General features: G+C 55.3%; 22 protein-coding genes. 4 read left to right on the top strand and 18 right to left on the bottom strand.

Translation table 11 applies throughout. The features are described from left to right. Window positions 1–28: 28 nt before the first annotated feature. Window positions 29–1,369: a gluconate:H+ symporter gene (locus tag ABDK75_RS08180; protein WP_046901908.1), complete on the bottom strand. Its 1,341-nt coding sequence runs from the start codon at window positions 1,367–1,369 to the stop codon at window positions 29–31. Between the two features lie 398 nt (window positions 1,370–1,767). On the opposite strand from ABDK75_RS08180, the gene ABDK75_RS08175 reads away from it, so the two are divergent. Continuing rightward, window positions 1,768–2,766, top strand: coding sequence for an LLM class flavin-dependent oxidoreductase (locus ABDK75_RS08175; RefSeq protein ID WP_346005510.1), 999 nt, complete (start codon window positions 1,768–1,770; stop codon window positions 2,764–2,766). On the opposite strand, the gene ABDK75_RS08170 is transcribed toward ABDK75_RS08175, so the two are convergent. The 9 genes from ABDK75_RS08170 to ABDK75_RS08130 are packed head-to-tail and all read right to left on the bottom strand — an operon-like array spanning window position 2,767 to window position 12,055. Beyond that, window positions 2,767–3,978, bottom strand: a complete 1,212-nt coding sequence (locus tag ABDK75_RS08170; protein WP_346005509.1) for a tetratricopeptide repeat protein — start codon at window positions 3,976–3,978, stop codon at window positions 2,767–2,769. After that, on the bottom strand, window positions 3,975–4,838 hold the full coding sequence (locus ABDK75_RS08165) for an alpha/beta hydrolase (protein ID WP_346005508.1): 864 nt from the start codon (window positions 4,836–4,838) through the stop codon (window positions 3,975–3,977). The genes ABDK75_RS08170 and ABDK75_RS08165 overlap by 4 nt, the downstream gene beginning before the upstream one ends. Continuing rightward, complete coding sequence (locus tag ABDK75_RS08160; protein WP_339407852.1) at window positions 4,831–5,859, bottom strand: P1 family peptidase; 1,029 nt, start codon at window positions 5,857–5,859, stop codon at window positions 4,831–4,833. Before ABDK75_RS08160 ends, ABDK75_RS08165 begins: the two co-directional genes overlap by 8 nt. Before the next feature lie 12 nt (window positions 5,860–5,871). Continuing rightward, the gene (locus ABDK75_RS08155; RefSeq protein ID WP_346005507.1) at window positions 5,872–6,648 is read right to left on the bottom strand and encodes an ATP-binding cassette domain-containing protein; all 777 of its coding nucleotides are present in this window, start codon (window positions 6,646–6,648) and stop codon (window positions 5,872–5,874) included. Beyond that, window positions 6,645–7,478: an ABC transporter ATP-binding protein gene (locus ABDK75_RS08150; protein ID WP_346005506.1), complete on the bottom strand. Its 834-nt coding sequence runs from the start codon at window positions 7,476–7,478 to the stop codon at window positions 6,645–6,647. Before ABDK75_RS08150 ends, ABDK75_RS08155 begins: the two co-directional genes overlap by 4 nt. Then, window positions 7,475–8,308 (bottom strand): ABC transporter permease, encoded by an 834-nt coding sequence (locus tag ABDK75_RS08145; RefSeq protein WP_346005505.1) that lies wholly within the window; start codon window positions 8,306–8,308, stop codon window positions 7,475–7,477. The genes ABDK75_RS08150 and ABDK75_RS08145 overlap by 4 nt, the downstream gene beginning before the upstream one ends. Next, window positions 8,305–9,255, bottom strand: coding sequence for an ABC transporter permease (locus ABDK75_RS08140; protein WP_346005504.1), 951 nt, complete (start codon window positions 9,253–9,255; stop codon window positions 8,305–8,307). Before ABDK75_RS08140 ends, ABDK75_RS08145 begins: the two co-directional genes overlap by 4 nt. Further along, window positions 9,252–10,730: an ABC transporter substrate-binding protein gene (locus ABDK75_RS08135; RefSeq protein ID WP_346005503.1), complete on the bottom strand. Its 1,479-nt coding sequence runs from the start codon at window positions 10,728–10,730 to the stop codon at window positions 9,252–9,254. The genes ABDK75_RS08140 and ABDK75_RS08135 overlap by 4 nt, the downstream gene beginning before the upstream one ends. Then, the gene (locus ABDK75_RS08130) at window positions 10,727–12,055 is read right to left on the bottom strand and encodes an LLM class flavin-dependent oxidoreductase (protein ID WP_346005502.1); all 1,329 of its coding nucleotides are present in this window, start codon (window positions 12,053–12,055) and stop codon (window positions 10,727–10,729) included. The genes ABDK75_RS08135 and ABDK75_RS08130 overlap by 4 nt, the downstream gene beginning before the upstream one ends. Window positions 12,056–12,208: 153 nt before the next feature. Here ABDK75_RS08130 and ABDK75_RS08125 point away from each other — a divergent pair, with 153 nt between their 5' ends. Then, window positions 12,209–14,566 carry a TonB-dependent receptor domain-containing protein gene (locus ABDK75_RS08125; RefSeq protein ID WP_346005501.1) on the top strand — a complete coding sequence of 786 codons (2,358 nt, stop codon included), beginning with the start codon at window positions 12,209–12,211 and terminating at the stop codon, window positions 14,564–14,566. A 42-nt stretch (window positions 14,567–14,608) separates the two neighbouring features. Here the strand turns inward: ABDK75_RS08125 and ABDK75_RS08120 are convergent, their stop codons facing one another. From ABDK75_RS08120 to ABDK75_RS08110, 3 genes are all read right to left on the bottom strand, one after another. Beyond that, the gene (locus ABDK75_RS08120) at window positions 14,609–17,299 is read right to left on the bottom strand and encodes a TonB-dependent receptor (protein WP_346005500.1); all 2,691 of its coding nucleotides are present in this window, start codon (window positions 17,297–17,299) and stop codon (window positions 14,609–14,611) included. Window positions 17,300–17,399: 100 nt separating this feature from the next. After that, on the bottom strand, window positions 17,400–18,338 hold the full coding sequence (locus ABDK75_RS08115) for a DUF4880 domain-containing protein (RefSeq protein ID WP_346005499.1): 939 nt from the start codon (window positions 18,336–18,338) through the stop codon (window positions 17,400–17,402). After that, window positions 18,338–18,763 carry an RNA polymerase sigma factor gene (locus tag ABDK75_RS08110; protein ID WP_237390003.1) on the bottom strand — a complete coding sequence of 142 codons (426 nt, stop codon included), beginning with the start codon at window positions 18,761–18,763 and terminating at the stop codon, window positions 18,338–18,340. The genes ABDK75_RS08115 and ABDK75_RS08110 overlap by 1 nt, the downstream gene beginning before the upstream one ends. Here ABDK75_RS08110 and ABDK75_RS08105 point away from each other — a divergent pair. Further along, window positions 18,680–18,901: a hypothetical protein gene (locus tag ABDK75_RS08105; protein ID WP_244591206.1), complete on the top strand. Its 222-nt coding sequence runs from the start codon at window positions 18,680–18,682 to the stop codon at window positions 18,899–18,901. The genes ABDK75_RS08110 and ABDK75_RS08105 overlap by 84 nt on opposite strands. A gap of 98 nt (window positions 18,902–18,999) precedes the next feature. Next, a complete protein-coding gene (locus ABDK75_RS08100) occupies window positions 19,000–20,595 on the top strand; it encodes an alkaline phosphatase (RefSeq protein WP_099213043.1) in 1,596 nt (531 codons plus the stop codon). A 16-nt stretch (window positions 20,596–20,611) separates the two neighbouring features. Here ABDK75_RS08100 and ABDK75_RS08095 read toward each other — a convergent pair whose 3' ends face one another. The 5 genes from ABDK75_RS08095 to eutC all read right to left on the bottom strand — a co-directional run bounded on the left by ABDK75_RS08095 (window position 20,612) and on the right by eutC (window position 26,348). Further along, complete coding sequence (locus ABDK75_RS08095) at window positions 20,612–21,829, bottom strand: Bcr/CflA family efflux MFS transporter (RefSeq protein WP_099212871.1); 1,218 nt, start codon at window positions 21,827–21,829, stop codon at window positions 20,612–20,614. Further along, complete coding sequence (locus tag ABDK75_RS08090) at window positions 21,822–22,559, bottom strand: DeoR/GlpR family DNA-binding transcription regulator (protein ID WP_339407944.1); 738 nt, start codon at window positions 22,557–22,559, stop codon at window positions 21,822–21,824. Before ABDK75_RS08090 ends, ABDK75_RS08095 begins: the two co-directional genes overlap by 8 nt. A 135-nt stretch (window positions 22,560–22,694) precedes the next feature. Next, window positions 22,695–24,122: an outer membrane beta-barrel protein gene (locus ABDK75_RS08085; RefSeq protein WP_408874429.1), complete on the bottom strand. Its 1,428-nt coding sequence runs from the start codon at window positions 24,120–24,122 to the stop codon at window positions 22,695–22,697. Window positions 24,123–24,189: 67 nt separating this feature from the next. Further along, window positions 24,190–25,554 (bottom strand): ethanolamine permease, encoded by a 1,365-nt coding sequence (gene eat, locus ABDK75_RS08080; RefSeq protein ID WP_346005497.1) that lies wholly within the window; start codon window positions 25,552–25,554, stop codon window positions 24,190–24,192. Continuing rightward, on the bottom strand, window positions 25,551–26,348 hold the full coding sequence (gene eutC, locus ABDK75_RS08075) for an ethanolamine ammonia-lyase subunit EutC (protein WP_339407836.1): 798 nt from the start codon (window positions 26,346–26,348) through the stop codon (window positions 25,551–25,553). Before eutC ends, eat begins: the two co-directional genes overlap by 4 nt. Window position 26,349 lies beyond the last annotated feature (1 nt).

Genomic DNA, 26,349 nt, shown 5'->3' with positions numbered 1-26,349 from the left:
TGCTGTGTCAGCGCTCTGTCAACGCGGATCAGATGAACATTGAAATACCAACGCAGAAGACCAGTCCCAGAACGGCAATAATCGTTTCCAGAACTGACCAGGTCTTGATTGTCTGCGGCACGGTCAGGCCAAGATATTCTTTCATCTGCCAGAAGCCGGCATCGTTCATGGGGCCGAAAGCTACGGACCCTGCGCCGGTGGCAATCACCATGAGTTCTGGCGATACGCCCTGCGAGTGCGCGAGGATCGGACCCGCGATGCCGGAGGCCGTACTCATGGCAACGGTAGAAGATCCGCAAGCGACGCGGACGATCGCGGCCAGAAGCCATGCGAGAACGAGAAGTGGAACGTGCGCGCTGACGGCCGCGTCCGTGATGGCTTTGGAGACGCCGCTATCAATGAGTTCACGACCAAAGCCCCCGCCCGCGCCAACCAGAAGCATGATCAGAGCCGTTGGGCCAAGACACTCATTGGTGAAGCGAAGAATGGTTTCCCGTGAAAAGCCGCGGGCCAGCCCCAGCACGTAAAACGACATGACGGTTGCCAGAAGCAGCGCAATGTCCGTGTTGCCGATGAAGTGCAGGAACATGTTTGGTGCGCTTCTCGGAGTCGTAAACATGTCCGCGGAAGAGCCGATCAGCATCAGGATGACAGGGCATGTGATGGTTAGGACGGTAACCGTAAAGCCTGGGAGGTTTGTCGGGATTTCACGCCGCACAAACTGTTCTGCCAACGCATTCTTTTCTGTGATGAGAACACGGGGGCTGATGAAGCGCGCAAATAGCGGGCCTGAGATGGCCGCAATCGGTGTTCCCAGCAGAACGCCCCAGAAGATCGTTGTTCCAGTGTTGGCGTGATAGGCCGAGAGGGCGAGCAGCGTTGCCGGGTGAGGCGGGATCATGGCGTGCGTAACGGAAAGCGCCGCACCCATGGGAAGGGCCACGCGCAGCAGCGAAGTTTCCGTTCGGGCTGCAAGAACGAAAGCGAGCGGGAAGAGCAGGACAACGCCAACTTCGAAGAAGACTGGCAGTCCCACAAGCAGGCCAATCACCATCATCGCCCAGTCAATCCGTTGACGACCAGCGCGCTCTGAAATTGTCAGGGCAATCCGGTCAGCACCGCCGGACTCAGCCAGCATTTTGCCCAGCATGGTCCCGAGAGCAATGATCGTGCCAACGTGCCCGAGGACGTGTCCGGCACCAGCTTCGAAAGATGCGACAACCTTGTCCGCAGGCATACCCGCGCAAAGAGCCAGCAGAATAGAAACGCTGAAGAGAACGATGAAAGGATTCAGACGAAAACGCGCAATGAGTACGACGACTGCAATGATTGCGGCTGTTGCCAGCAGAATGGCAAAGGTTGTTGTCATATGGAACGCAGCCCTGTCAGAACGAGGAAACAGTTCAGAAGCGGAAACCAAAAAAACCGTTACGTGAGAGGCTCCTGCAGAGAACTGAAACTTTCTCAGACCCATACGCCGATTGCCTCAAAGAACGGATGTAAAGTCTGCGTCATGATCTCGGCAGAAGGCTTTCACCATTGCTCAAATGCGTGCGTTGAAGAATATGGAAGCTGTGAATTTTTAAATTATTCCTGCATTTTTTGGTCCTGAGCCGACAGTAATGAAGCGCCTGAATGACGGGAACTTGAACGCAACGCAGCAGTGAAGTGCCGCGTCAGGAGTCTGTACGGTGACAATGGCTACGGCTTTGTCGGTTCGTGCTACGATGCCGTACGTCTGAACGCATTGACCTCAAGGACCACACAATGATCCCGTTTTCCGTTCTTGATCTCTCAATCATCACCCGCGGCGCAGGTCCTCGTGAGGCGTTCAGGAATACAATCGATTTTGCGAAGTTAGCTGAAAATCTGGGGTTTCATCGGTACTGGCTGGCTGAACATCATTCCATGCCGGGAATTGCCTCTGCGGCAACGGCTATTCTGATCGGTCAGGTGGCTGGGGCAACGACCCGTATTCGGGTGGGCTCTGGCGGAATCATGCTCCCAAATCACTCGCCCCTTGTTGTCGCAGAGCAATTTGGAACATTGGAGACGCTCTTTCCGGGCCGCATAGATCTGGGTCTGGGCCGGGCACCAGGTGCTGACCAGAGAACGGCTCGTGCTTTGCGGCGCGATCCGTCGGCGCCTGACAGGTTTCCGGAAGATGTTGTTGAGCTTCTGCACTACTTCGAGCCCATGGCGGCGGAAGATACGCATTTGATACGTGCCATTCCCGGAATGGGCCTGCGCGTTCCGGTCTGGATTTTGGGGTCGTCTCTGTTTTCGGCCGTTCTGGCCGCCCAGTTGGGGCTACCGTATGCCTTTGCGTCTCACTTCGCGCCAGCACAGATGGAGGAAGCCATTGCTCTCTATCGGTCGCGGTTTGAGCCGTCCGAGAGATGTGCTCGGCCTCATGTGATGCTGACAGTCAATGTCATTGCAGCGGATGAGGAAGCAGATGGCAAGCGCCTGGCGACGTCACTATACCAGTATTTCATGGCTTTGCGCCGCGGGCGGCCTATCGCGTTTCCACCGCCTGTCAACAATATCCTGTCGTTGTGGTCGGCAGAGGAGCAGGCGCTGCTTGAGCAGACACTGGCTTATACGTTTGCGGGGTCCAGAGAGAGTGTGACGGGACACCTGAAACGCTTTTTGGAACGCCACAAGCCTGACGAGCTGATGGTGGCAGTCCCGATTCATGATCAGGACAGCCGCAAGCGCTCGCTTGAAATTACAGCCAAGATCAAGGCAGACGTGGGGGCTTGATCAAGCCTTTGACATGCGCCGCTTCAGGTCCTGATGGATTTGAATGAACAGGTCTCTCTGGGCGTGACTGCCACCAATGTCCTGCAAGTGAGGAAGCGCAGCGTTGAAGGAGAGCAGGGCTGAAGCGTTTTCATTGTGAAGATAGGCGTTCAGCCCACGGGCTAAAGGAATGCCCACCAGATCCCACGCTCGCTGATCTGGTAGGTTTTGCCCGGAGAGGCCCTCGATACGTCGCAGCAGATGCTGCCCTTCCGGACGATGGGCGCGAAGTAATCCGTAAAGATATTGCAGGGTCAGGAAGGGCTGACTGACATCGTCCTGTCGTGAAGCGAGCCAGTTCGCTAGGTCCGTCCATCGGTCCTCGACATCAGCTCCCGCCAGCTCCAGACGGACCAGAAGGGATACTGCGCCAACCTGATCCTGTGAGAAGCTGCGTTCTCTGGTCCAGCAATGCTGGTCATAAACTGAAACAGCATCGCTTACCCGATTGCGTGCAAGGTAAAAGAGAGCCAGATGCCACCATAGATGCGTGTCCATGAAGGAGGTCAGCGTTTTCCAGCCAGCAGACCGCTCTTCAAGAAACGCGGTACCTTCATCAATCCGTCCCTGCGTCAGGAAAACATGAGCAAGGGCATGTTGGGCCCACGGCTCCGATGCATCCATGGCAAGGGCTGTGCGGGCAGAACGCTCAGCGGCAGGTAAATCGTGGCACTGCTCATAGGCAAAAGCCAGCATACCGTGCAGGGCGGCAACGTCTCCGGCGGCATCTTCGCTGCGTAACGCAACGGCCAGCATGTCCTCAAAGCGACCCCGGATGAAATCGTGGTATTGCCGAAGTTTCAAAGTCACCAGATCGCGCGGCCACTGGGCGAGTATACGATCTGTCAGGCGAATAATAGCGTCTGGATCGTCCGCAATAGAGGCCTCCAGAACTGAAAACAGAAGCTTTTCACGAGGAAGGGCACTGATAACGGATTGAGCTGCGCGTTCATGATATCGGCGCGCTTCTGATGGAACATCACCTGTTTCAGACAGCATCCAGAGCAACCCGGCATAGGTGTTCGCCAGGCAGTCTTCTGACTGGTCTGCAACTTCGAGAATTTTGACCAGACGCAGGTCGTATCCAAGGTAGCCAAGGATAAAATCATTGATGCCAGCGATCGTGGACGCTTGGTCAGCAGAAATGTCGTTGTTCAGAACGTCCTGAGTCATGGCGCCTCTCCGGGATAGGAGGAAAGTGGCTGAAGTTCTCTTTCAATGTACTGGTTTACGATAACAGGCTGTTCCAGCATGATCTGATGACCACAGTCTGGCAGGATATCCAAAGTGCTGGTGGGAAGAAAATCATGCACTTTTCTGACTTCCGCCAGAGAGACGATGCCATCGTTCTGACCCGCAAGAATGTACACGGGCTTGTCAAAATGGCGCAGGATTTCCGTATTGACCGGGGCGGCACCTGAACGGACAGCATTGATCATGAACAGGCTGTTGCGCTTCGTCGCCTGACGCTCGGTTTTGAGTATCTCTGGATCTACGTCCGGAGCCCATGCCAGCTTCTCGAAGCGCGCCTGTAAAGCCGGTCTTGCAAACGAGGCGATCCAGAAGGGCAGATGGTCCATCCAGTTTCCAAACATCGGCCCCTTCAGCGACGGGGCAAGAGATGCTGGGCCCAACAGAATGAGGCCATCAACGGGTATGTTCTCTCCAGCAGCAAGTAATCCGGAAATCCATTCCAGCGTGATGCGACAGCCAAAAGAATGAGCGACGATGATGCGTTTGCGCGAGGGAAACGCTGCCAGAACAGCGGCAAGGTCTTGTACCGAAAACAGACTGGCAAAAACCTGTTCGTGCTTGGAGCGCGCACTCTCGCCATGTCCAAGCGCATCCCATGCGACGAGATTGATGGGCTCTTTGGAAAATCGGTCCCACTGTAGCCGCCACTGCTGACGGTTCCCGCCCAATCCGTGCACAAAAAAGAGCGTTGTGTCACTTCCAGCTTGTTTTGAAGAGACGGCAAGCCTGCGGCCTGGAACGCGGAAAAATGTTTCTGCTGGTGGAAGTGTCTCAGTCATGGCTGGTATTCCTCCCAAAACGTTCCTGCCACGTGGGGCGAGTGGGCTCACCCGGCAAGGGCGATGCCTCATAAACGCCGCGCGCGATCGCTCGGGCTGTCACCTGCGTGGCCGTATGCAGAATTTCGGTCCACTCCTCAATGGAAGCGGGCGCGGGTGCATCGCCTGTAGCGATGCCGAACACTGCGTCTCCGTCTTGCGGAAGATGCGCGGGGAAAACGCCACGTGCGACGCCATCCTGCGCCAGAATGGCCAACCGTTTGGCTTGAGCTTTCGTCAGGGTGGCATCAGTGGCAATAACGCCGATTGTGGTTCCAGCGACGTAATTCGGCTTCATGCGGAGTTTGAGGTCATCTGCTGTCAAATGAGGCGGGAAACCGAGCCCTCCGAATTCAGCGTCCTGTTCGAAAGGCGCACTCCAGAAATGCTGCCCGTCTCCAACCGTGGCCGTCCCGACAGCATTGACAATCATAAGCGCTGCGACCGTGTGCCCGCTGGAGGTTATGGTGCTGGCTGATCCAAGTCCCCCTCTCACGGTCGCAGTGGTTGCGCCGGTTCCGGCGCCTTCGGTCCCTAGTTTGAAGGGACCGTGACATGCTGCTTGTGCGGCCTGATAGCCGAGTTCCGCATAAGGCGAGTATCGCCCCCAGTCTTTATCCCCTCCGTTTACAAGGTCAAAAAGACTGGCCTGCACCACAATAGGTACGCGGACCTGGCCGTCTGGCGTGGGAAGAGCGTCAAACTCTTCTCTCAGCCATGCCTGCACGCCGGCGGTTGCATCCAGACCATACGTCGATCCACCGGACAGCACGATGGCGTGAATGCCATCCACCAGCATTTCTGGCTCTAGAAGCGCGTTTTCCCGAAGCGCAGGGGCTCCACCAAGAAAGCTGCCAGAGGCGACAACGGGGCGGTCGAACACAAGCGCCGTCACGCCAGTTCTTTGCTGAACATTGCGCACATTTCCGACGCGAATGCCGGGAATGTCCGTGATGAGATTATGGCGAGTTCTGGAAGTCATGGTGGTGTGATTTCAGAGGCTGGCGTTGATGAGGGCGCGGGTTGTCGGGTGTTGAGGGTGCGTCAAAACGTCCGCTGTAGGTCCCGTTTCGACAATTCTTCCACCATCTAAAACAGCAATACGATGTGAAATGTGTCGGATTACAGCCAAGTCATGGCTAACAAAAATATATGACAACCCATGATGCTCCTGCAGCTCCAGCAGAAGGTTCAGAACGACGGCCTGAGTGGAGACGTCCAGCGCCGAAACAGCCTCGTCGGCCACGATAACATCGGGGCGGGTTACAAGCGCGCGAGCAATTGCGATACGCTGTCTCTGGCCTCCGGAAAATTCCCTCGGATAGCGGCTGATGGCGTCTTGCGGCAGATCCACGTCCGCCAGTACGTCAAGAACACGACGCTTCTTCTCTTCAGCATTCAAACCGGTCTGATAAAGAGGTTCTGCGACGATTTTTTCAACGGTCTGCCGAGGGTCCAGAGCTCCTTGGGGGTCCTGGAAAATCATCTGGATGTGGGGTCTGAAGCGGTGTCGGGCAGCGCCGGTGAGGGACGTAATATCCTGTTCTTTAAAGAAAATTTGACCACTTTTCGCACCGACCAAACCCGTAAGGATACGAGCCAACGTGGATTTTCCGCTACCAGAGGACCCAATAAGCCCCAGTGTTTCGCCCCTCTCTACGTGAAGCGAGACATCTTGTAGAATGGTCTTCGGTTTCCGCGAGCGAAGCAGCGATGTTCCCCGGCCTGCAACATCGTACTGGATATTCCGGGCTTCCAGAAGATGGCTCATGGCTCCACTCCAGGCGCCAGATTTTCTGGCACTGGAAGGCGTGTCAGCGGCGGATGGTTTACTCCGTGCAGGGACATGCTCAGTAAAGCACGTGTGTATGGGTGCTGAGGTGCTGAAAAAAGTGTTTCCGTCTTTGCACTTTCCACGAGTGTCCCGTGTTGAAGAACCAGAACATGACTGGCTTTATGGCGGATCAGGCCCAGATCATGCGAAATCATCAGAATGGCCATCTGATTTTCAGATGCCAGATCTTGGACCAGATCCATGACCTCGGCTTGGGTCTGGCTATCCAGAGCGGTTGTGAACTCGTCAGCAATCAACAGTGCTGGTTTGCACGCGATTGCGATAGCCAGAAGCACACGCTGTCGCTGACCGCCTGACAGCGTGTGAGGGTAGTCGCTGGCTGAGACCCCTGCACGACTGAGGCCAACACGATCCAGAAGCTGATGAACGGCCTCTTTGATTTCGCGACCTGTCATGGCGGTGTGCAGTCGGAACGTATCCCCGATTTGCTGACCAATCCGACGGACTGGATTAAGCGCGGTCATGGGTTCCTGAAAAACCATGGCAATCTTCTGACCGCGCAGGCTTCGAAACTGGCGCTCCGGAAGAGAAATGAGGTTCTGGTCTTCAAATAGAGCCTGACCTGACGTTTCAAAGCCATCAGGGAGCAATCCCATAAGCGTACGGGCAAGCGTGGATTTTCCCGAACCAGATTCTCCTGTGACAGCGACAGTTTCACCAGCGTTCATTGTAAAAGACAAAGGGTGCAAAATGGCTGTGGAGCCAGCATGGACTGACAAATTTTGAACGGACAGAAGGCTGGTCATGACGGCTGTCCTTTCAGTCGATTGAAAGGGCGTTCCAGAAGGTCACGCAGGCCGTCGCCAAGCAGATTAAACCCGAGCACCAGAACCATCACGGTCACACCTGGAATTGCAACCAGCAGGGGATGGTCAAAAATATGGATTTGATAAGACGCGAGCGTTCGTCCCAGATCCGGCTGAGGGGGCGGTGCCCCAAGCCCCAAGTACGATAGGCCGGCTTCTGAGAGAATGGCCAACGCTAAAGACGTCGAGGCATGAACGATCAGGATAGGCGCGATGTTCGGAAGAACATGGCGAAGGATCGTATCGATTGAGTTCAGTCCTGCCATGCGGGCGGCGGCAATGTAATCGAGTACAAGAATGGAGTGCGCAGCCTGTCGTGTAATCCGGATCTGGGCTGGGATGCCGAAAAGTGCAATAGCGAGAATTTCGCCAGTGGCAGAGGCGCCTTGCGCTGTGACGAGCATGGCGGCGATCAGAATAGGTGGAAAAGCCAGCCCCAGATCTGCTGTGCTCATCACAGCTTTGCCACGCAAACCACCGTAAGCAGCGACGAGCCCCAAGGCTGTCCCAATGACTGTTGCCAATGTCACCGCAATTACGGCGATTACCGTGCTGTTGAAGGCCCCTGTCAGGACATAACTCGCAATGTCACGTCCGAACGGGTCCGTCCCCAGTGGGTGAGAGAAAGAAATCGGAGCGTAACGATGCGCGATATCGATCAGAGGAGAGCGTCCACCCCGCCAGATCCACGTAAATGTTGCCGGGACAAGGCACGCCAGAAGAAGGGCACTTCCAGCAATCAGGCTCCTGTTCGTGCGAAGCCGGGTCATGCACTTTCTCCTGCAAGGCGCGGGTCCAACCAACGAACAATGATGGAAAGTGCCAGATTGAGCAGAAGAACACCCGCCACAATCAGCATGACAAGGTTTTGTACGACCGGAATGTCACGCTGGTTCACGGCTTCCAGAAGCAGTTTTCCGCAGCCGGGAATATTAAACACGCTTTCGACAATGATTGCCCCAGTCACCAGAACGGGAAGCTGAATGCCGATCAGTGTCAGAACTGGAATCAATGCGTTTGGAATGGCGACTTTCCAGAGAACGCCCTTGCGGCTGTAGCCCTGAGCACGTGCGGTCCGGATAAAGTCCTGGTTCAGAACATCGATGAGAGAGGAGCGCATGAAGCGTGCTGTGATGGCTGCCTGGGGGATGGCCAGCGCGACTGTGGGGAGGAAAAGAGCTCGCAATCCAGTGAAAAATCCTGCGTTCCAGCCCGTAAATCCTCCTGCCGGAAACCAGTGCAGCGTCAGGGAAAACAGCAGCGTCATCATCATGGCCAGCCAGAAATCCGGAATGGATTTGAGGAACTGCAACGTTGCCATGACGGCAAGATCAAGACCTTTCCCACGATGAGTGGCTGCAATAGCTCCCGTGGGTAACCCAATGAGAAGAGCGAGGCCCGTAGCCAGCAGGATCAGAGGGAGGGTGCTCTGGAAGCGCTCAAGGATCAGCCCACGAACGGGGACATCATAGGCATAACTCGTTCCAGCCTCTCCGTGCATCAGGCCCGCAATCCAGCGCAGATACCGTGTTGCAGGGGAAGCATCGAGGCCGAGCTGGTGATGGAGAGCCGCAATGCTGTCCGGGCTTGCATCCAGCCCAAGCATCACTGTGGCCGGATCCCCCGGAAGTAGGTTTAACAGAGCGAACACGATCACACTGGCGACTGCGAGAACCACCAGTCTTCCTGAAATGGCAGCGGCAAGATTGGTCATCATGGTTGCCACGTCACATCTGCCATAGGGCAGGCTGCGATCTGTTGGTTAATCCATAAGCCGGAGATACGCCGGTTCAGAACTGTGTCCCGAGGGCGGGAATACAGGAAGACGTTGGGCTCGTCCTGCGCGAGGCGATCTTGCAGGGCGACGGAAAGCCGATGCCGATCCTCCGCGTTGTCGCTGGCTTCGTACTGTTCGAATAGCTCATGAAACTGCGGATTTTTGTAATGAAAGTAGATGTTATCCCGATCGTAGATCCCGATGTCATGCGGCTCTGTATGGGCAATGACTGTCATGTCAAAAGAGCCCTGCCCAAAAACGCGTCCCAGCCATGATGGCCATTCCAGCGGCTGCAACGTGACGATCAGGCCAACCTGCTCCAGATAAGCGGCAACGATTTCGCTCGTATCGCGAGCATAGGTGATGGGCGGGTAAGAGAGCGTCAGCTGCGTTCCCGGTTTGATGCCAGCCTCTTTGAGAAGCTCCCGTGCACGTTCCGGATTGTATGGATACCGATCGGGGAGTGCAGCATAGTCTGGGTCATTGGGAGCCATGTGAGATTGCAGGACCGTTCCGTCTCCATCGGCCCCAGCCTGAATGAGGGCCTTTCGATCGATGGCGTAGGCAAGAGCCTGACGTACGCGCAGGTCATTGAATGGCCTGCGAGCATTGTTCAGTGCCAGAATGGCTTTGAACGGAAAGGTTCCACGCACGACCTTGAGGTTCGGGTTTCCTGCAAAACGGCCAAGAATTTCAGGGGCAGGAAATGACGGATAAGCATCCAGTTCTCCCGCCAGAAGCGCATTGCTGGCAGCAAGCGGATCAGGCATGAACCGGAATGTGACAGCCTTTAGTTCTGGCGCCTTTCCCCAATAATCGGGATTACGGGACAGCGTGACATGATCGCCTCTTTGCCAGGCTTGGAAGAGAAACGGACCTGTCCCTATGGGATGGCTGGCGTTCTTGTCTGCTGATGAGGGTGACAGGATGGAGGCATCATTCCACGCAAGCTCATAGGTGAAGCTGCCATGGGCTTTTTTGAGTGTGATATCTGCGTGGGTGGTGTCGGGGCAGCTCACATTCGCAATGTTTGTAAAGAATGTACGATCGGGGTTTGTGCTGGACGTCGCCCCTGCACGCAAAAGGGAAAACCGCACATTTTCACAGGTAAGGGGAGTTCCATCATGGAAATGGACGTTCTCTTGCAAAGTAAAATGATAAACGCGGCCTTCGTCTGAGACAGTCCAAGCCCGTGCAAGCAGGGGTTGGACGTGCCCGTCACGGTCCAGCCGGGTCAGGCCTTCAAAGATGTTGTTGTATGTGATTGTGCCAATGGCCTCGCTTGGGCTGCGGGTCGGATCCAGGCCAGGCGGCTCAATGGAGACGCCAATGCTCATCGTATCGCGCGTCTGGGCCAGTGCGGACGTGCCCAGACTCAGACCCGCCATGGTTAAAAGCGCAAAAGTTGACTTCATGGGGTCTCGCCGGGAGCCGGGCGCTTGAGGCCAAGATGCTCGCGCAGGGTGGAGCCTTCATAGGCAGTGCGAAACAGGCCGCGTCTCTGAAGTTCTGGCACCACATGATCCACAAACGTTTCAAGGCTCTGCGGCAGAATGGGAGGCATAACATTGAACCCGTCTGCCGCGCCCTCCACAAACCACTCTTCAAGCTGATCTGCAATCTCCTTTGGGCCACCATAAATGGACCAATGGCCGCGAGCGCCGCTGACCTCCAGATACAGGTCTCGCAGGGTCATGTTGCGCTTTTTGGCCATCTCTACCAGAAGTGTCTGACGGCTACGGTTTCCGTTGAAGTCCGCTGGGGCCTCTGGAAGGGGGGCCTCAAGGGGGAGGCCACGGAGATCTGTGCCTGTCATGCCGCCAAGCAGAAATAGCCCGACGTCAGGGTGGGTAAGTTCGTCAAGTTCAGCCTTCAGATCTTCCGCTTCCATCTGTGTGCGACCAACAAGCGGATATACGCCTGGCATAACTTTCAGAGATGCAGGGTCCCGCCCGATTTCTGTCATGCGGCGGTGGAGATCGAAGCGGAAAGCTTTTGCTTCCTCAAGGTCTTGCTGGGCGGTGAAGACCATTTCGGCAGTTTCCGCAGCCAGTTGGCGCCCCGGCTCGGAAGAGCCCGCCTGCACGAGAACAGGTCTGCCCTGCGGCGAGCGGGGAATATCGATCTGACCCGCTGCAGAAAGAAACTCGCCTTTGAAATCAAATGGGAGCCGACCCTCAGGCGAGAAGAATGTTCCGCTTTCTGTATCTCTCAGGAATGCATCGTCGGTCCAGCTATCCCAGAAATTCTCTACAATCTGTGCAAATTCGCGGGCCTGACGGTAACGGTCTGCATGCGGGACATGGCTTGGACGCCCGTAATGAATGGACTCCTTGACGTTGGCTGTCGTGACAAGGTTCCATCCAGCGCGTCCGCCGCTGATCTGGTCAAGCGAGAGGAACTGCCGGGCGAGGTGATAAGGCACCGAATAGGTCGTGCTGACAGTACCAATCAGGCCGATCTTATCTGTTGTGGCAGCCAGTGCGGAAAGGAGCGTCAGAGGTTCGAAAGACGCCGCATATGTCATCCTGCGGAAGCCATCGATTGTCGCTTCGTCAATGGAGCTTGTAAAATCAGCGATAAACACGGCATCAAACAGCCCCCGTTCAGCGAGGCGTGCCTGTTCAAGCTGGCGTTTGAAATTGCTTCCTGCGTCAGGGGCAGATCCTGAGTGGCGCCAGGCTGCCGCATGATGGCCGGTCGGGAGAAGAAATGCGGCGAGTTTCATCTGGGGAGCCATGGATCTTGATCTCTTGCTTATATCGCGGTCAGAAACACAAAAAATTGTTGCACCCACAACATAACCTGTTGTGAATCGTTTTTCTATCCCTTAAACGCAATTAAATAGTTGTTTTTATTAACAACCAAAAAACTTAGTTATTAGGCGGAACCGATGCACGACGTACTTACTGCTCCGTACCGCAGGAATGCCCTCCTTGTTCGTGGGCGTATTGCACTGATTTCCAGCGTTGCATTTCTGCCGCTCTGGAATGTTGCTGCGGCTGCGGAAGAGAATGCCCAGACGAAGAAGCCTGCTCAGGCTACGTCACGAAAGGGCAGCGCGCTTTCTGCAAAAGCTGCTCATGCATCGGCTGCGCCTGAAGTTCACGCATCTGAAGCCTCCCGGGTGGAAAACGTTGTCGTGACGTCGGAGCGCAAGGCAGACAGCCCACAAAACATCGGTACATCAATCAGCGTCGTTTCCGCAAAGATGCTGGAAAATCGGAACATCAACAATGTGTTCGATCTCCAGTACGCTACGCCATCGCTTCAGATCCAGCCGTCCTACGGCAGTGGTCAGTTCACTTATACGATCCGCGGTGTCGGATTTAGCAATTACTCCAGCAACAACTCCCCGACTGTGGGTATCTATATCGATGAGGTAGCGAACCCGGTCCCGTTCGGCATCAACGGAATGATGTTTGATATGCAACGCGTGGAAGTTCTGCGCGGTCCGCAGGGTACGCTGTATGGTCGGAATACGACAGGCGGTGCGATCAACTATATCACGAACAAACCGACCGATAAGCTGGCGGGAGGCGTGAGTGCCCAGTATGGCCGTTTCGACAGCGCCAAGATCGACGGATATATTTCCGGTCCAATCAACGACAAACTGAAGTTTCGCCTGTCTGGCGAAACACAGCAGGGCGGGGCGTGGCAGTACAATCCTGAGGCTCAGGCCCATCTCGGGAACGTCAATCGTGGCGCGGCTCGCCTGTTGGTGGATTATACCCCGTCAGAGAGCTGGAAGGTGGAGTGGAACCTTCACGGTAGCCGGGATCGTTCTGACGGAACGGGCGTCTATGCGTGGGAGCCTATCACCAGCCTCAGCTCCACCAATCCAATGCCTGCGTCCACCAGTCGTTATAATACCCGTTGGGGGACTTCGGAGCAGTTTGCCAAAGAAACTGGTCTGACGCCGGATCAAAAGCCATACAGCCATATCGATACAGGTGGCAGCAGTCTGCGGGTTGAGAAGCATCTCCGTGATTTCACGATTACGAACCTCGCCAGCTACGATTACATGCAGCGCGACGAATACGACAATTTCGATGATTCCTCATTGTCTCTGGCAGACGTGAAGTTCAATACGCGGGCTAATGTCGTTGCCGATGAGCTGCGTTTCTCATCCAATACATCTGGTCGGCTTCACTGGATTGGAGGCATTTACTACGGTCATCAGTGGCTGAATGACCGGTACCAGTCGGGATTTGAGGCTCTTTACAATACGGATGGAGACGTCCGTTATTCGCAGACGGTCAATACAATCAGCGGCTTCGGTCAGGTGACGTATGACCTTACGCCAAAGCTGCAATTGGTTGGTGGCATTCGCGTCGAGCACGAGAAGCGCACCCTCGATAACGTCTATGCTCACTACCTCGTCGGCGGGGTGGTGACGAACCCGCAGAACGCTGTCGCCCAGCAGTCGCAATCCTATACGTTGCCATCTGCAAAATTCAGCATTCAGTATCATCCGTTCAGCCATGACATGACGTATTTCACCTTCAGTAAGGGTGTGAAATCCGGTGGTTTCACGGTGTACAACTCGTCTGACGTCACGCAGATGACCAATCCGTTCAAGCCCGAGCAGCTTTATTCTTTCGAGGTGGGAAACAAGCTGATCCTGCCAAGGTATAACCTGCGGGTGAATGCTGACTTCTTTTACTATGATTATTTCGACCGTCAGGTTCAGTCCATCGCCTATAGCCCGACAACTGGCTCCGCGATTGGTCTGTTCGTAAATGCGCCGCGCTCCCATATGTTTGGTGGCGAATACGAAATCGAATGGTCCCCGATCCCGGGGCTGCACGTGGCGCAGTCTGGGGCGTGTGTCGAAGGTGCTTACGACAAGTTTAGTGCTGTTACGAGCTCAAAGCAGGTCAATGGTGTTTGGGTTGGTGTCACGCAGGATGTGTCTGGACGTGGGATCGAGGTGCCTCATTTTACGGCCAATGGTTCCGTCGATTATACGTGGCGCGTTGGAAAATATGATCTCGTTTCAGGTGTGGATTACAGCCTGCGCACCACGAGTACGGCTCTGAATTCTGCCAATACCATTCCGGGCTATACATTATGGGGCGGGTATATTTCGTTTGCGCCTCATAAGGGCCATTGGAAAATCGAGGGTATTGGTCGCAACATCACCGACAAGCATTATGACGTGACGCGCGGCTATTTTGTGGGTGGAGACAACATTGCAGTTGCTGGCCGACCAGCAACCTGGGAAGTCCGCGTTCGCGCAGACTTCTAAAAAGGCGAGGGATGGCGTTTTTTGCCATCCCTCTGACGTTTTTCAGAACGAGGCCGCCACCGTGCCAAAGAACATGCGTGGAGGGGTGGGATAACCCACATACGTTGAGCCATCTCCCGCGGTGATGGTGGACCAGGAGCGCGTGTTCGTCAGGTTGCTGACGTTGAACTGGAGCTTCAGGCTCTGCATGTGGGGGATATGCTTGAATGTATAACCAGAGCTGAAGCCAAGCTGGAACCTTGGTGGCACCATGACTGTATTCGTGATTGTTCCAGGACGAACGCCCATATAGGTTCCGAAGAGCTGAGCGTTGAAGCCTGCCTGATTGTAGTTGATGGCGAACTTGTCAGACCAGACAGGAATAGCCGGGACTTTCTCACCTTTTGTTGCGTAAAGCGTGGTGCCGTCCATGAAATCGCTGCCGTAAATGCTGCTGACATAGGATACGGCATCATAAATCGAGAAGTGCTGCCCAAACCGGAGTGTGAAGGACAGATCCATACCATTTGTCGAAACGCTGCCCAGGTTGGCTACAGTGCCACCCACGCCGGAAATTCCCTGATTAGGTGGCTTGATCGAGCCAAGACGATTGAAGAAATCGACATGGTAATATTCAAGCTGACCACTAATGCCCGTGAGTGGGGCGAGAAACAGCGGCCGATTGGTTCGGATGCCTGTCTCATAGGTCCAGGACGTTTCCGGTTTTCCTGTTTTCTTGAAGTCTTCGAACGCTTCCTGGCTGGTCACGGCCCAAGGTGACGTGCTGCCATATCCGGTCTGGGCAAACGAATTCATGTTTTCCTGAATGTTGGCGAATAACTGCTCATGGGGCGTGAAGCTCCACAAGGCACCAAAAGCAGGAAGAAAGGGTTTGTAAGACGGGATCGTTCCACCAGCCACTGTGTGGGTGCTGGTATCAATAATCGTTTTTGCGCCTTTAACAGATGATGCCAGAGACTGCGGCAAAGCAGCGACCGGCAACGTGCCGTTGGTATAAACCATCTCGGACTTGAAGCCTGCTGTCAGGGTCAAATGGGGCGTTACGCGCCAGCTATCCTGCAGGTGTGTGACAAACGTGTTCGTGTAAAACGCATTCATCCACTGAGTAAAAAGAGGATTGGTCGCGCGCTTATACGGCGTCAGCGTGTCCGTTGCGGTGAGCGGATACCAAAGACGCCCTTGTGTATTGTTGTTGCGTTCGTACCATCCGCCAACTTCAATATTATGGTGGCCCAGATGATAGTGCAGGGTGCTGGTCAGTCCTCCGCGATAGTCTTCATACTCCGTCGTACGAACAGCAAAACCCGTTCCGCCGGTTGCATTCCAGACCTTCGGATCAATTCCGGCATTGCTATACGTGAACTGACCATTCTTGATGTATTTGGATCCAGTAGGGTCCAGGTAGCTCCCAAGGATCGTCAGGATAGCGTTGGTGCGAATGGACGTTGCGACCACACCTGCGCCATCGTCATAGTGAAAGTAAAGCTGGTTATCCCACGTCAGATTTGGGGAAAATTTGTGCGAGATTTTCAGATAGGTGAGGTAATCTGTTCGCTGCGCTGCTGAGTAATAGTACTTATTATTGGGCGTTCCCGGGGCTGCGGATTTGGAGGTCATGGCAGGGTAGTTGGCCATGGCGGCGTTCAAATCAGGGAAAAACGCACCGCGAGCATAGAGGTCTGTCGGCGCTGTCAGGCCTTGTGTGTTGGGTTCTGCTTTGTCCTGCCAGTCAAAATACGCCGTGATGGTAGTTTTTTCACCTTTGTGAACAAATTTACCATTTACCTGATAGCCACCCTGATTGTTTCCTGCACCAAGATTCCAGGGTCTGGCATCCTGGCGTGAGAAAGAGACGTAGGCCGCGTTTCCGTTCCCGAAATTACCTGTGTCTAGACGGGCATAGGTGCGAAACGTGGAATAGCTGCCGAAAGTCTGCCGGATTGTTGCGCCGGCTTTTGCTTTCGGGTCCCGCGTATTGAACTCAATCGTTCCGCCCAGGTTACTGGTGGACGCTGTTCCGAGTGCGCCCGCGCCAGAGGACAGTGAGGTTTGGCCGATATTTTCGCTGATGGCGGCTCGTTGCGGAGAGAGGCCATTATAATTGCCGTAAGCGCCTGCACCGAGCGGCACACCATCAAGGGTGTAGCCAAGCTGGCTGTTGGAGAAACCGTGAACGTAAATGCTTGAGTTCTGCTCGTTGTTGCCCCACGGATCAACGTTGGTGAACGTCACGCCCGGCAAGAGATCCAGCGCCTGCATCGGGTTCTGACCCGGCATCATTTCCTGCATCTGGTCGCCGCTGATGCTCAAGACAGACCGCGTTCGATGGCCTGTTGCAACAATCTGCTCAATGTCGCGCTCATCCCGGGTCCGCGATGCGCGTAGGTGCTTTGGGAGGCGTTTTGTGGCGGTACCACGTCGAATGACCATTCCGCCGCCTGGAGCAACCTCGGCAACCAGACCGCTCCCACTGAGCAACCGCGCGACGGCTGCGTCAGCTGACAGGGCACCATTAACGGACGGAGCCTCAAGGTGGTCCACCAGTTCAGGAGAAAAAATGACGCTCTGGCCGGTCTGTTGGCTCAGGAATTCCAGTGCCTGTGCCATTGGCTGACGGCTAATGTGAATATTCGCTGTGGCTGACGGTGTAGCCAGAGCAGAATGGGTCAGAATGGTCGTCCCTACAGTCAGAAGCAGAACTGCGCGAAGGGGGCACCGGACGTTGACGGCCATGTATTCTCTATCCTGTTGGTGATCGCAGAAGGCGGTCTCAACAGGAAGACAAATCAAAACTGAAAAACCTCAGCATTGTTCAACGGTTTTCATGAAACCGTCATAAAACACGAAAGATGAAAACGTTTCCCTGTTCCTGGAGCGTCAAGGGAAGAAGGCGCGGAAGCATCCGCAAAAACATCTCGCCCTGCGACATAAAATAAACCCCGCTTAACCGCATATTTGAAACAGTTGGCGACGCCAGGATGATCTGACGTTGGCTATACCGTCGGATTTCTGAAACAGCCTCCTGCAGAGGCGTATTGCGAAAAATCAGACGTCCGGTTTGCCAGGAAAGAAGCGCTTCGATGTTGGGATAATCGATGCTTACCGCACCATTCTGGGCGATGCGAAAGCGCTGCCCCGTGCGGATCCAGATATCACGCGCGGCAGTTGTTCCGCTTCGGAGCAATATCCTGCCCCGAAGCGCCGTGATGTCTGTGCAGTTCTGTTCCATGCGGACATTCGCTGAGGTCTGTCGTGAGAGCCGAACTGTGACGTTTCGAACTGAGAGGTGAAAATCTGATGGGCTTTCAGGGGAAAGCAGCACTTGTCCGTGTTCCAGTCTCGCGCGGTGCCCATCTTCAGACAGCGTCATTCGGCTTCCTGAATCCAGAAGACATGTGCCGTAATCAGGCAATGCAATGCGCAGAGTATGCCCAGTCGATGCCTGCAGAACACGGGATGCCCGAGCAGTCTTGTTCATCGGCACAAGTGCTATGAGCGCAGCTGAGGCAAGGGCCAGTGCACTTCTACGCCCTAACGGAAAACCATGCGTATCTGAGCGTTTTGCGGGCGTTGCAGGAATGCTTTGTGTTTGAACGCCGCCGCCAAGCTCCCAGTAATCCGTCAGGAGTTCAAAAGTATTGGCGTTACAGGTGTCCTCACGCATCCACTGTACAAAGCGGGCACGGTCCGTGTCGTTACAATCATCAGCGTGCAGGCGCGCAATCCAGAGGGCGGCCTGTTCCCGAACTGCGAACTGCTTTTCGGAGGGCATTAATGGTCCATCCAGGAAGCAAGGAAGACAAGGGCTTTTGCAATATGCTTTTCCACGCTGCTTTCGCTCATTCCCAGCGTTAAAGCAATCTCCCGATACTTCATTTTTTCAACACGATTGAGAAGAAAGGCCTGCCTTGTCTTTTCGGGAAGCTGTCTGCAACCCTCGTGAAAGCGATCCATTCTTTGGCCTGACGCATAAACGTCTTCCTGGGATGGCCCAGGATCTTCTATTTCTAATGTAATATCCCGATCATCGCTGAAAGATTGTAGGCGCGATGAGGCTTTTTTCAAATCATTGAGATGCAGGTTGAGCGCACTTCTGGTGATGTATGCCTCCGGATGCGTCACGTCGTCTTTGGCGCGTTCATAATAATTCGCCAGCGCCGTCTGCAGATGATCTTCCGCATCGTCGCGATGCGTCAGGCTCTTGATGCGGCGGCAAAGGCGCAGCCATTCCTGCTGACAGGGAAACCAGTTTTCCGCCAAAGCTTCTATCATCCTGTTTTAAAGATGGACTGCCTGAAGCGCTCCATTACGGATTTTGGCGGGGTGGGTCTGTGACAGTTTCATGAAAAGAGGCTGAAAGGCATGGGCAAACGCTCTCATTCGCTGTCTTGGAAAGAGTGCGACCGCTCGATTTCAGCGAAAGATTTTTCATCATGCTTTTAAACCGCCGACGGGTACTGACAGGTCTGGGAGCCGGGCTCCTGTTTTCCTACCGCCTGAAGCAATTGTCTGCTGCCGCCCCGCATAATCTGGACAAAACTCCTGAGTTTGATGCATCGCCCTTTCAGTTGGGTGTAGCATCCGGAGATCCGGCACCAGACGGTTGCGTAATATGGACACGCCTTGCGCCGCACCCGCTGGAAGAGGCAGGAGGAATGAAGCGCCTGAAGCCCGTTCTGGTGGACTGGGAAATCAGCGAGGATGAGCGTTTTTCAACACGCCTGCGGTCGGGGCAAACCATTGCTCACCCAGAACTCGCTCATTCCGTTCATGTTGAAGTTGATGGGCTCCTTCCAGATCGGCCTTACTGGTATCGTTTCCATATTGCCGGACATGAGAGCCCGATAGGTCGTGCCCGTACTTTGCCGATGCCCGGTGCAAGCGTGCAGCGTGTAAGGTTCGCCGCCGCAGGGTGTCAGCACTACGAATTTGGATATTACAGTGCCTGGCGGGCTATCGCGAACGAGAACGTCGATTTTGTTTTCCACTACGGGGACTATATTTACGAAGGAGCCGATATCGGCGCAGGTGTACACACCGTTTATGGAAAGCCATTTACGGCGGTCCGTCGGCACATCGGGCCAGAAATCTATTCCCTCGACGAGTATCGCCGCCGTTACGCGCAGTACAAAATTGACCCGGATCTACAGGCTGCTCATGCCGCTGCCCCCTGGCTGGTGAGCTTTGATGATCATGAAGTTGATAATAACTGGGCAGGGGATACCGATCAGGACGGTACTCCGGCGGATATTTTCCGTCTGCGTCGGGCATCCGCCATGCAGGCCTATTACGAACATATGCCCCTTCGTATCAGCTCTCTTCCGGACGCCAGTCACATGCAGATGTACCGAAGCTTCCGCTTTGGTGATCTGATGAATACGTTCGTGCTGGATACCCGTCAGTACCGGAGCGATCAGGCTTATGGTGATAAAGACGTTCCGCAGGGACCGGATGTCTGGTCACCCGAACGTACCATGATGGGACAACAGCAGGAGGCCTGGCTTTTCAACGGGCTGGGACAGTCTGACACGCGGTGGAACCTGCTGGCGCATCAGGTCATGGTTATGGATCTTGCTCACCGCAAGTCAGCCCATTCGGAGCTGCTTTACAGTATGGATCAGTGGTCCGGTTATATGCATAGCCGTAACAGACTGCTTCAGTTCATCGGAGAGCACTGCCCCGGAAACGTGGTCAACGTGACAGGCGACGCACATCGGCATTATGCGGGTAATCTCGTGATTGATCCCGCCAAGCAGAAGCCAGTGTCGGTGGAATTTCTGGCGACGTCCATTTCGTCAGGCGGTGATGGCGTGGGGGATAATGACGCCCATAGCCAGTCGGTTCGGCGTGAAAACCCGCATCTTAAGGCAACGACAGACAAGCGTGGCTATGTGTTGTGTGATGTTGGCCGGGATGTCTGGCGAGCAGATCTTAAAACTCTGGATCAGGTGAGCAATCACGACGGGCAGCTCTCAACCTACGCCAGTTTTGCAGTTGAGCGTGGCAACCCAGGCCTTCAAAAGGCCTGAACGGATATGTCGACCATCAGGGCGTTTCGTCCTGATGGCTTGAGGTCATGCGAAAGCAGGTCAGCAAGCCTGCAAGAGAGGTAAAGAACAGAACCAGTCCCATCGGTAAGGCACTGGTTTTGCTCAGTCCGACGAGAGGAGCAGCAACGCCGCCAACCAGGAGGTTGAGAGAGCCAAGGATGGCACTCGCACTTCCTGCACGGTGGCCCTGCTTGGCAATGGCGAGAACAAATGTGGCCGTCAAAATCATGCCGATGCACATCATGTAAAGGAAGATGGCTGCCACTAACAGGAAGAGCGGTCCTTTCAGTGTCGCGATAAGTGTGATGAGTGCGGCTGCGGTGGTGATGCAGATCACAGATGCCCGAAGCATTGTATTGGTTCGCGCCATGCTGCCTGCACGGCCAATCAGCCAGCTCCCCCCGACGAGTGCCAGACCATTGATTCCAAACAGAAGACTGAATGTCTGGGGCGAGACGCCGTAGATGTCCTGATAGACGAACGGCGTACCGGCCACATAGGCAAAGCTGCCGCCATGGATCAGTCCCACAGTCAACGCATGCCCAATGAATTCCCGGTCCGTCAATAGACTATGGAATGTCTCTAGCGTCGAGCGTGCTGAATTGGGGAGGCGACGGTGTAATTCAAGCGTTTCATTCAGGCGCCCGCCGACGAGACCTAGCGCCACGACGCCGAAGCCTGTCAGGAACCAGAACATGGTGCGCCATGTTGCTGATGGCAGGGCCAGAATGGCTCCACCCATCATTGGTGCCACCATAGGGGCGACAGCATTGATGATCATGAGTCGGGAAAAGAAGCGGGCAAGTTCCGGTCCATTAAACACGTCTCGCACCACCGCCCGGGACAGAACCAGTCCGGCTGATGCTGTGAGGCCTTGAAGAAAGCGGGCAACGATGAACGCTGTGATGCTGGATGAAATGGCGCAGAACAGGGATGACAGCGCAAAAAGCGCCATCGCTGCTAGCAACGGCCCTTTCCGGCCACGTGAATCGCTGAACGGGCCCACCATGAGCTGTCCCAGAGCCAACCCGATCAGGGTGCTGGTCAGGCTGAACTGAACCGCGGTCTCTCCAGCGTGGAAATCATGCCCGATACTGGGGAAACCCGGCAGGTACATGTCGATGTTAAGCGGACCGAGACAGGTCAGCAGCCCGAGGATAAGGATAAGATCCCGTTGGGCGGGACGTGATGTCTCGGTAGTGGGATCAGTCATGGACTGGAACCTTGATAATGGTGACGCCAGAGGCAGTCATGCGGGTGAGTTCGTCTGTTGGGGCATCATCGGTAACGATCAGGGTCTGGACAGTTTCAAGAGGGGCAACAGGGAAGCGCCCCCCGGACCCGATCTTGCTTGCTTCGGCCATGATCACCACGCTTTCGCTCCGGCTCAGAACCTCACGTTTGAAGGCGGCTTCCTCATGATCCCAGACACTTGGTCCTTCGGCGGAAATGGCCCAGACGCCCAAAGAGCAGAGATCAAAACGGTAATGCTGAAGAGCCTGGACGGCGACCGAACCTGTCACGCCACCCGTTGTTCCTTCCAGACGTCCGCCAATCATAATGGTTTCAATCTGGTCTGCGTCGCTCAAAGCAACAGCAACGGCGGGACTGGATGTGACCACAGTCAAAGGTGTATCGCGGGGAAGCGATCCAGCCAGCGCAATATTGGTTGAGCCAGTGTCGATGAAGACAACCTGCAGGGGCTTGAAAAGCGTTGCGGCCTGCCGTGCGAGGGCGTTCTTCAGCGGAACTTTTTCGCCCATTCTCGCCCGGATATGAGACGCATTGGGCTGTAGCCGTAGTGCACCGCCATAAACGCGACGACATTCTCCTGCTTCAGAGAGCTCACGTAAATCGCGCCGGATCATATCGACCGGGACGGTCCATTCAGTAGCCAGATCAGCCGCGACAACACGCCCGTGGCTTCGCAGACGGGCGCGAATGTGGCTGAGACGTTCGTCCTTGAGAATGGGACTTTCTCCGAAACGGATTAAAACACGCGCAAACCGTCATAAACGCGCATAACCTGTCAAGAAGTTTTGCATGTTCCTCTGTTTTGAAAGGGAAGGTGTGGCAGATCAGAAACTCAGGACAGCATCCAGATTGAACCACAGCATGTTGTTCATCCCGTTATTCACCGTTCTGGAAGAGACTGTGCCGGATTGATTGAAGGGGTGTGTTCCATTCAGGGATTTGTCCAGACGGATTTCAGGTCGGACGGCCAGGCTGGCTGGACCCAGATGTCGGTTGATGAAGCTAGGCCGGTACGCCACCCCGACTGTCAGGTCTCCGTATGTGGTCGGCAGGGCGTTATAATACTCGAACGGGCGGTTTCTCAGCGAGTTTGTGTAGGACATGTCGCTGGAATACTGGTTGATGATGCCGCCAGTGTTGTCTCGGAAAATCTCACCTCGGACGTTAAGTGTGAGGGATGGCCGGATGTCCCACGACAGATATGAAGAAACGCCATAAGCATCGTCGCGCGACGCATCGTCGTGCAGATAGAGGGCTTCTGCCATGACGGACAGGGCATCTGTCACGTGATAAGTGGCGAGAAGGTCCGCGTTATACTGCATGAGATCGTTGGCGGATCGCCCGATGCCCGCACTATTCCACCCGGCGGGTGAGACGATCGTGCGACCATTATTTGCCTGCGGGCCGAAATGGCCCATGGCATGGACATTCAGCTTGCCGCCCATCAGATTATTCCAGGCAAAGCCAAAGTAGCCTTTGGGTCTGCTGTTGTTTCCAGCGCCTCCGAAGGTTGTGGAATTGCCTGCATCTATGCCAAGGATCCAGTCCATGTGATGGCTTAAATGCATCGTGGCCACGACGCCTACCGTCTCGAAGGGAACGATATAGTCGGCAGCGTAATTGAAAGAATAGAACGGACGGGCGAGGGCTGGTGTGCCTTCAGCGCCCATCAGGCCGTACATTTGACCGGCCTGGAAATCGATGCCGTGATGGAAAATCCAGGGCGTGTGGATGTCGATATGGGCCTGTGTCGGTGCCCACTGATACAAGCCGCTAATTGTACCGTCGCCCATTCCGATCGTTGGGTCGAAACGTGAGTCAGATCCGTACATCATCTCTACGACAAACCCGATCCCGTAACCGCTTCCGATGGAGGTGACGGGATGCGAGAGAGAGCCCATGATCTGGTTAAGGGTCACGGTATTCGCACGATCCAGATAAAACTGCCCGAAATTCCGTCCAGATCTCGTCCACGGGTTCCCGCTGATACCAGCTTCGACCGTGAGATGTCCGACCAGCCCATCCCAATAGGTAAGGGGACGTCCTGCTTTGGGAGAGAAAAGATTTCCGGCTTTCAACGCCGGAAGATCAGGGTCTCCGGCATCGTTCGTATGTGATGCTGTTGGCGGCGGTGTCGGGTGATTGGGATTGGGCGTGCCGTTTGGCGTGATAGTCGTATTTGAAGAGGCCGCCGCCTGCGCATAGGCGAAGGACGGCAGGGCGGTTCCGGCCAGCAGACAAAAGACTGCCATGACGTGTTTTTTTGACACGCGAAATTCCGTTCCTGAAGGTTTCGGAAGGGTCGTGAGGAAAAACGGATCAGATTTCTGACGCTGCCTGCTTCTGCCCGTTCTGGTATTTTCGCATGAAGAAGAGGCTCAGTATCGTCATGAAGGCCACGTAAATCAGGCAGACTTCTGGGTTGTAATACGTGACGGCAACCAGAAGGATCACAGCGCCTGCCAAGGCAACGCCCGGAAGAACGGGGTAGAGCGGTGCACGATAACTGCGTGCAAGATCTGGTTCCGTCTGGCGTAGGCGAAACAGGCTTACCATGCTGAGAATGTACATCGTCAGGGACCCGAAGACGGCCATGGTGACAAGCGTTGCCGTCAAAGACTGGCCGTGGATCGAAATAACGTCATCTGAGAAAATGGCAGCAATGCCAATAACGCCACCGGCAATGGTCGCGGTGTAGGGTGTGTGGCAGCGGGGATGCACCTTGCCGAGAACAGCGGGCAGAAAGCCAGCCCGCGCCATTGCGAAAATCTGGCGCGCATATCCCATGATGATTCCGTGCAGAGACGCTACAAGTCCAAACAGACCAAGCCAGACCAGCATATGCAACCAGCCACTATGTGCGCCGACAACATGCTTCATCGCCTGAGGCAGGGGATCATTCAGGTTGGCCAAAGCATGCCAATCTCCCGCACCACCAGCGAATACCATGACGCCGAAAGCTAGTGCGACCAGCGTCAGAACACCCGCAACGTAAGCGATGGGGATGGATCGGCGAGGATTGCTGGCTTCTTCAGCCGCCATGGCGACGCCTTCGATCGCCAGAAAGAACCAGATGGCAAAAGGAATGGCCGCGAAGATGCCACCCATGGCCTCCAGTCCGAAATGTGGGGCAACGCCCCATCCGTCGTGCAGGAAATTGTCCCATGAAAAAGCGGGAGCAACGACGCCCATGAATACCAGCAGTTCTATGATTGCGGCGATTGTTATGAACAGTTCGAACGTGGCGGCAATATGGACCCCCACGATATTGAGCGCCATGAAGACGATATAGGCGCCCAGTGCTGCCACCTTTGGGTTCAGATGAGGAAACTGAACGTTCAGATAGGCTCCGATGGCAAGCGCGATGGCTGGCGGTGCGAAAATGAATTCAACCAGTGTGGCCAGACCCGCAATCAAACCACCCCAGCGGCCAAGCGCACGCTGGCTGTAAGCGAACGGGCCCCCTGCCTGCGGGATGGCACATGTCAGTTCCGTGAAGCTGAAAATGAAACTGGTATAAACGAGCGCGACAAAGACTGTGGCAATCAGAAAACCTAACGTTCCTGCTGTTGCCCAGCCGTAGCTCCATCCAAAATATTCACCCGAAATGACGAGACCAACCGCAATTCCCCAGAGATGAAACGCACTAAGGGACTTGTTGAGATGCGTCGGAGCAGTGCTCATTGGTCATTGTCCTTTTCCAGGGTGGGAGTGGTGTTTTCAATCAGAGGGGCATCTGGCGCCGCGTCTTTGAGGCCGACGCCAGTGAATTTCAGATGGCGGGCTTCACGCATGAGCCAGGCCAGCTTTGTCGCAGCGGCCGGGATGGTCATGCCATGAGCATGAATGTTGGAGAGGCAATTCCGTGCTGAATCCGGGCAGCCCACAAAAGGCGCATATGTCAGGTACACGCCCAGACTATCCGCGACGCTGAGACCGGGTCGCTCGCCAATCATCATCACAACCATTTTCGCTCCGAGACTGGCGGCAATGTCGTCCCCCAGAGCGACGCGTGCTTGTGTCGCAATAACCAGCGGGGCGATTTTCCAGTCCGGAAGGCGGCTCTTCATGGCCTGAAAGAGCGGGATGGCGTTTTGCTGGGTTGCAAAAGAAGACAGGCCATCGCCCGCGACGAACACCACGTCCCAGTCTCCTTTTGTGAGAGTGCCGAGCGTTTCTGGGGCCAGCCGGCGGCCAAGATCGGGGCGACGCAAATAAGTGGACCGGTCTGATGCGCGGCTATGGACGATCAGATAGGGCTCAGGCCTTAAAGTCGCTGTCAGGGCTGAAACGTCCAAAGGTGTGTGGACCGCGTCGCGGGCCTGAGCATGAGAGGCCTGAAAATCGAGCACATCCCCGGTTTTCAACGCGTTTCCGGTGCGACCCAAGCCGATCCGGGCACGGGTCAGACGCCGCAAATCCTGCCAGAGGTCTGCTGTGTGCAGTGGGGCGGAGGGCGCGTTGCGATCATCCGTCATG

It is taken from the genome of Gluconobacter sp. OJA (assembly GCF_039638325.1).
In the GTDB taxonomy this organism is placed as follows: domain Bacteria; phylum Pseudomonadota; class Alphaproteobacteria; order Acetobacterales; family Acetobacteraceae; genus Gluconobacter; species Gluconobacter cerinus.
Note: the sequence above shows the minus strand (reverse complement) of the source record. Positions and strands in the feature narration are given on the sequence as shown.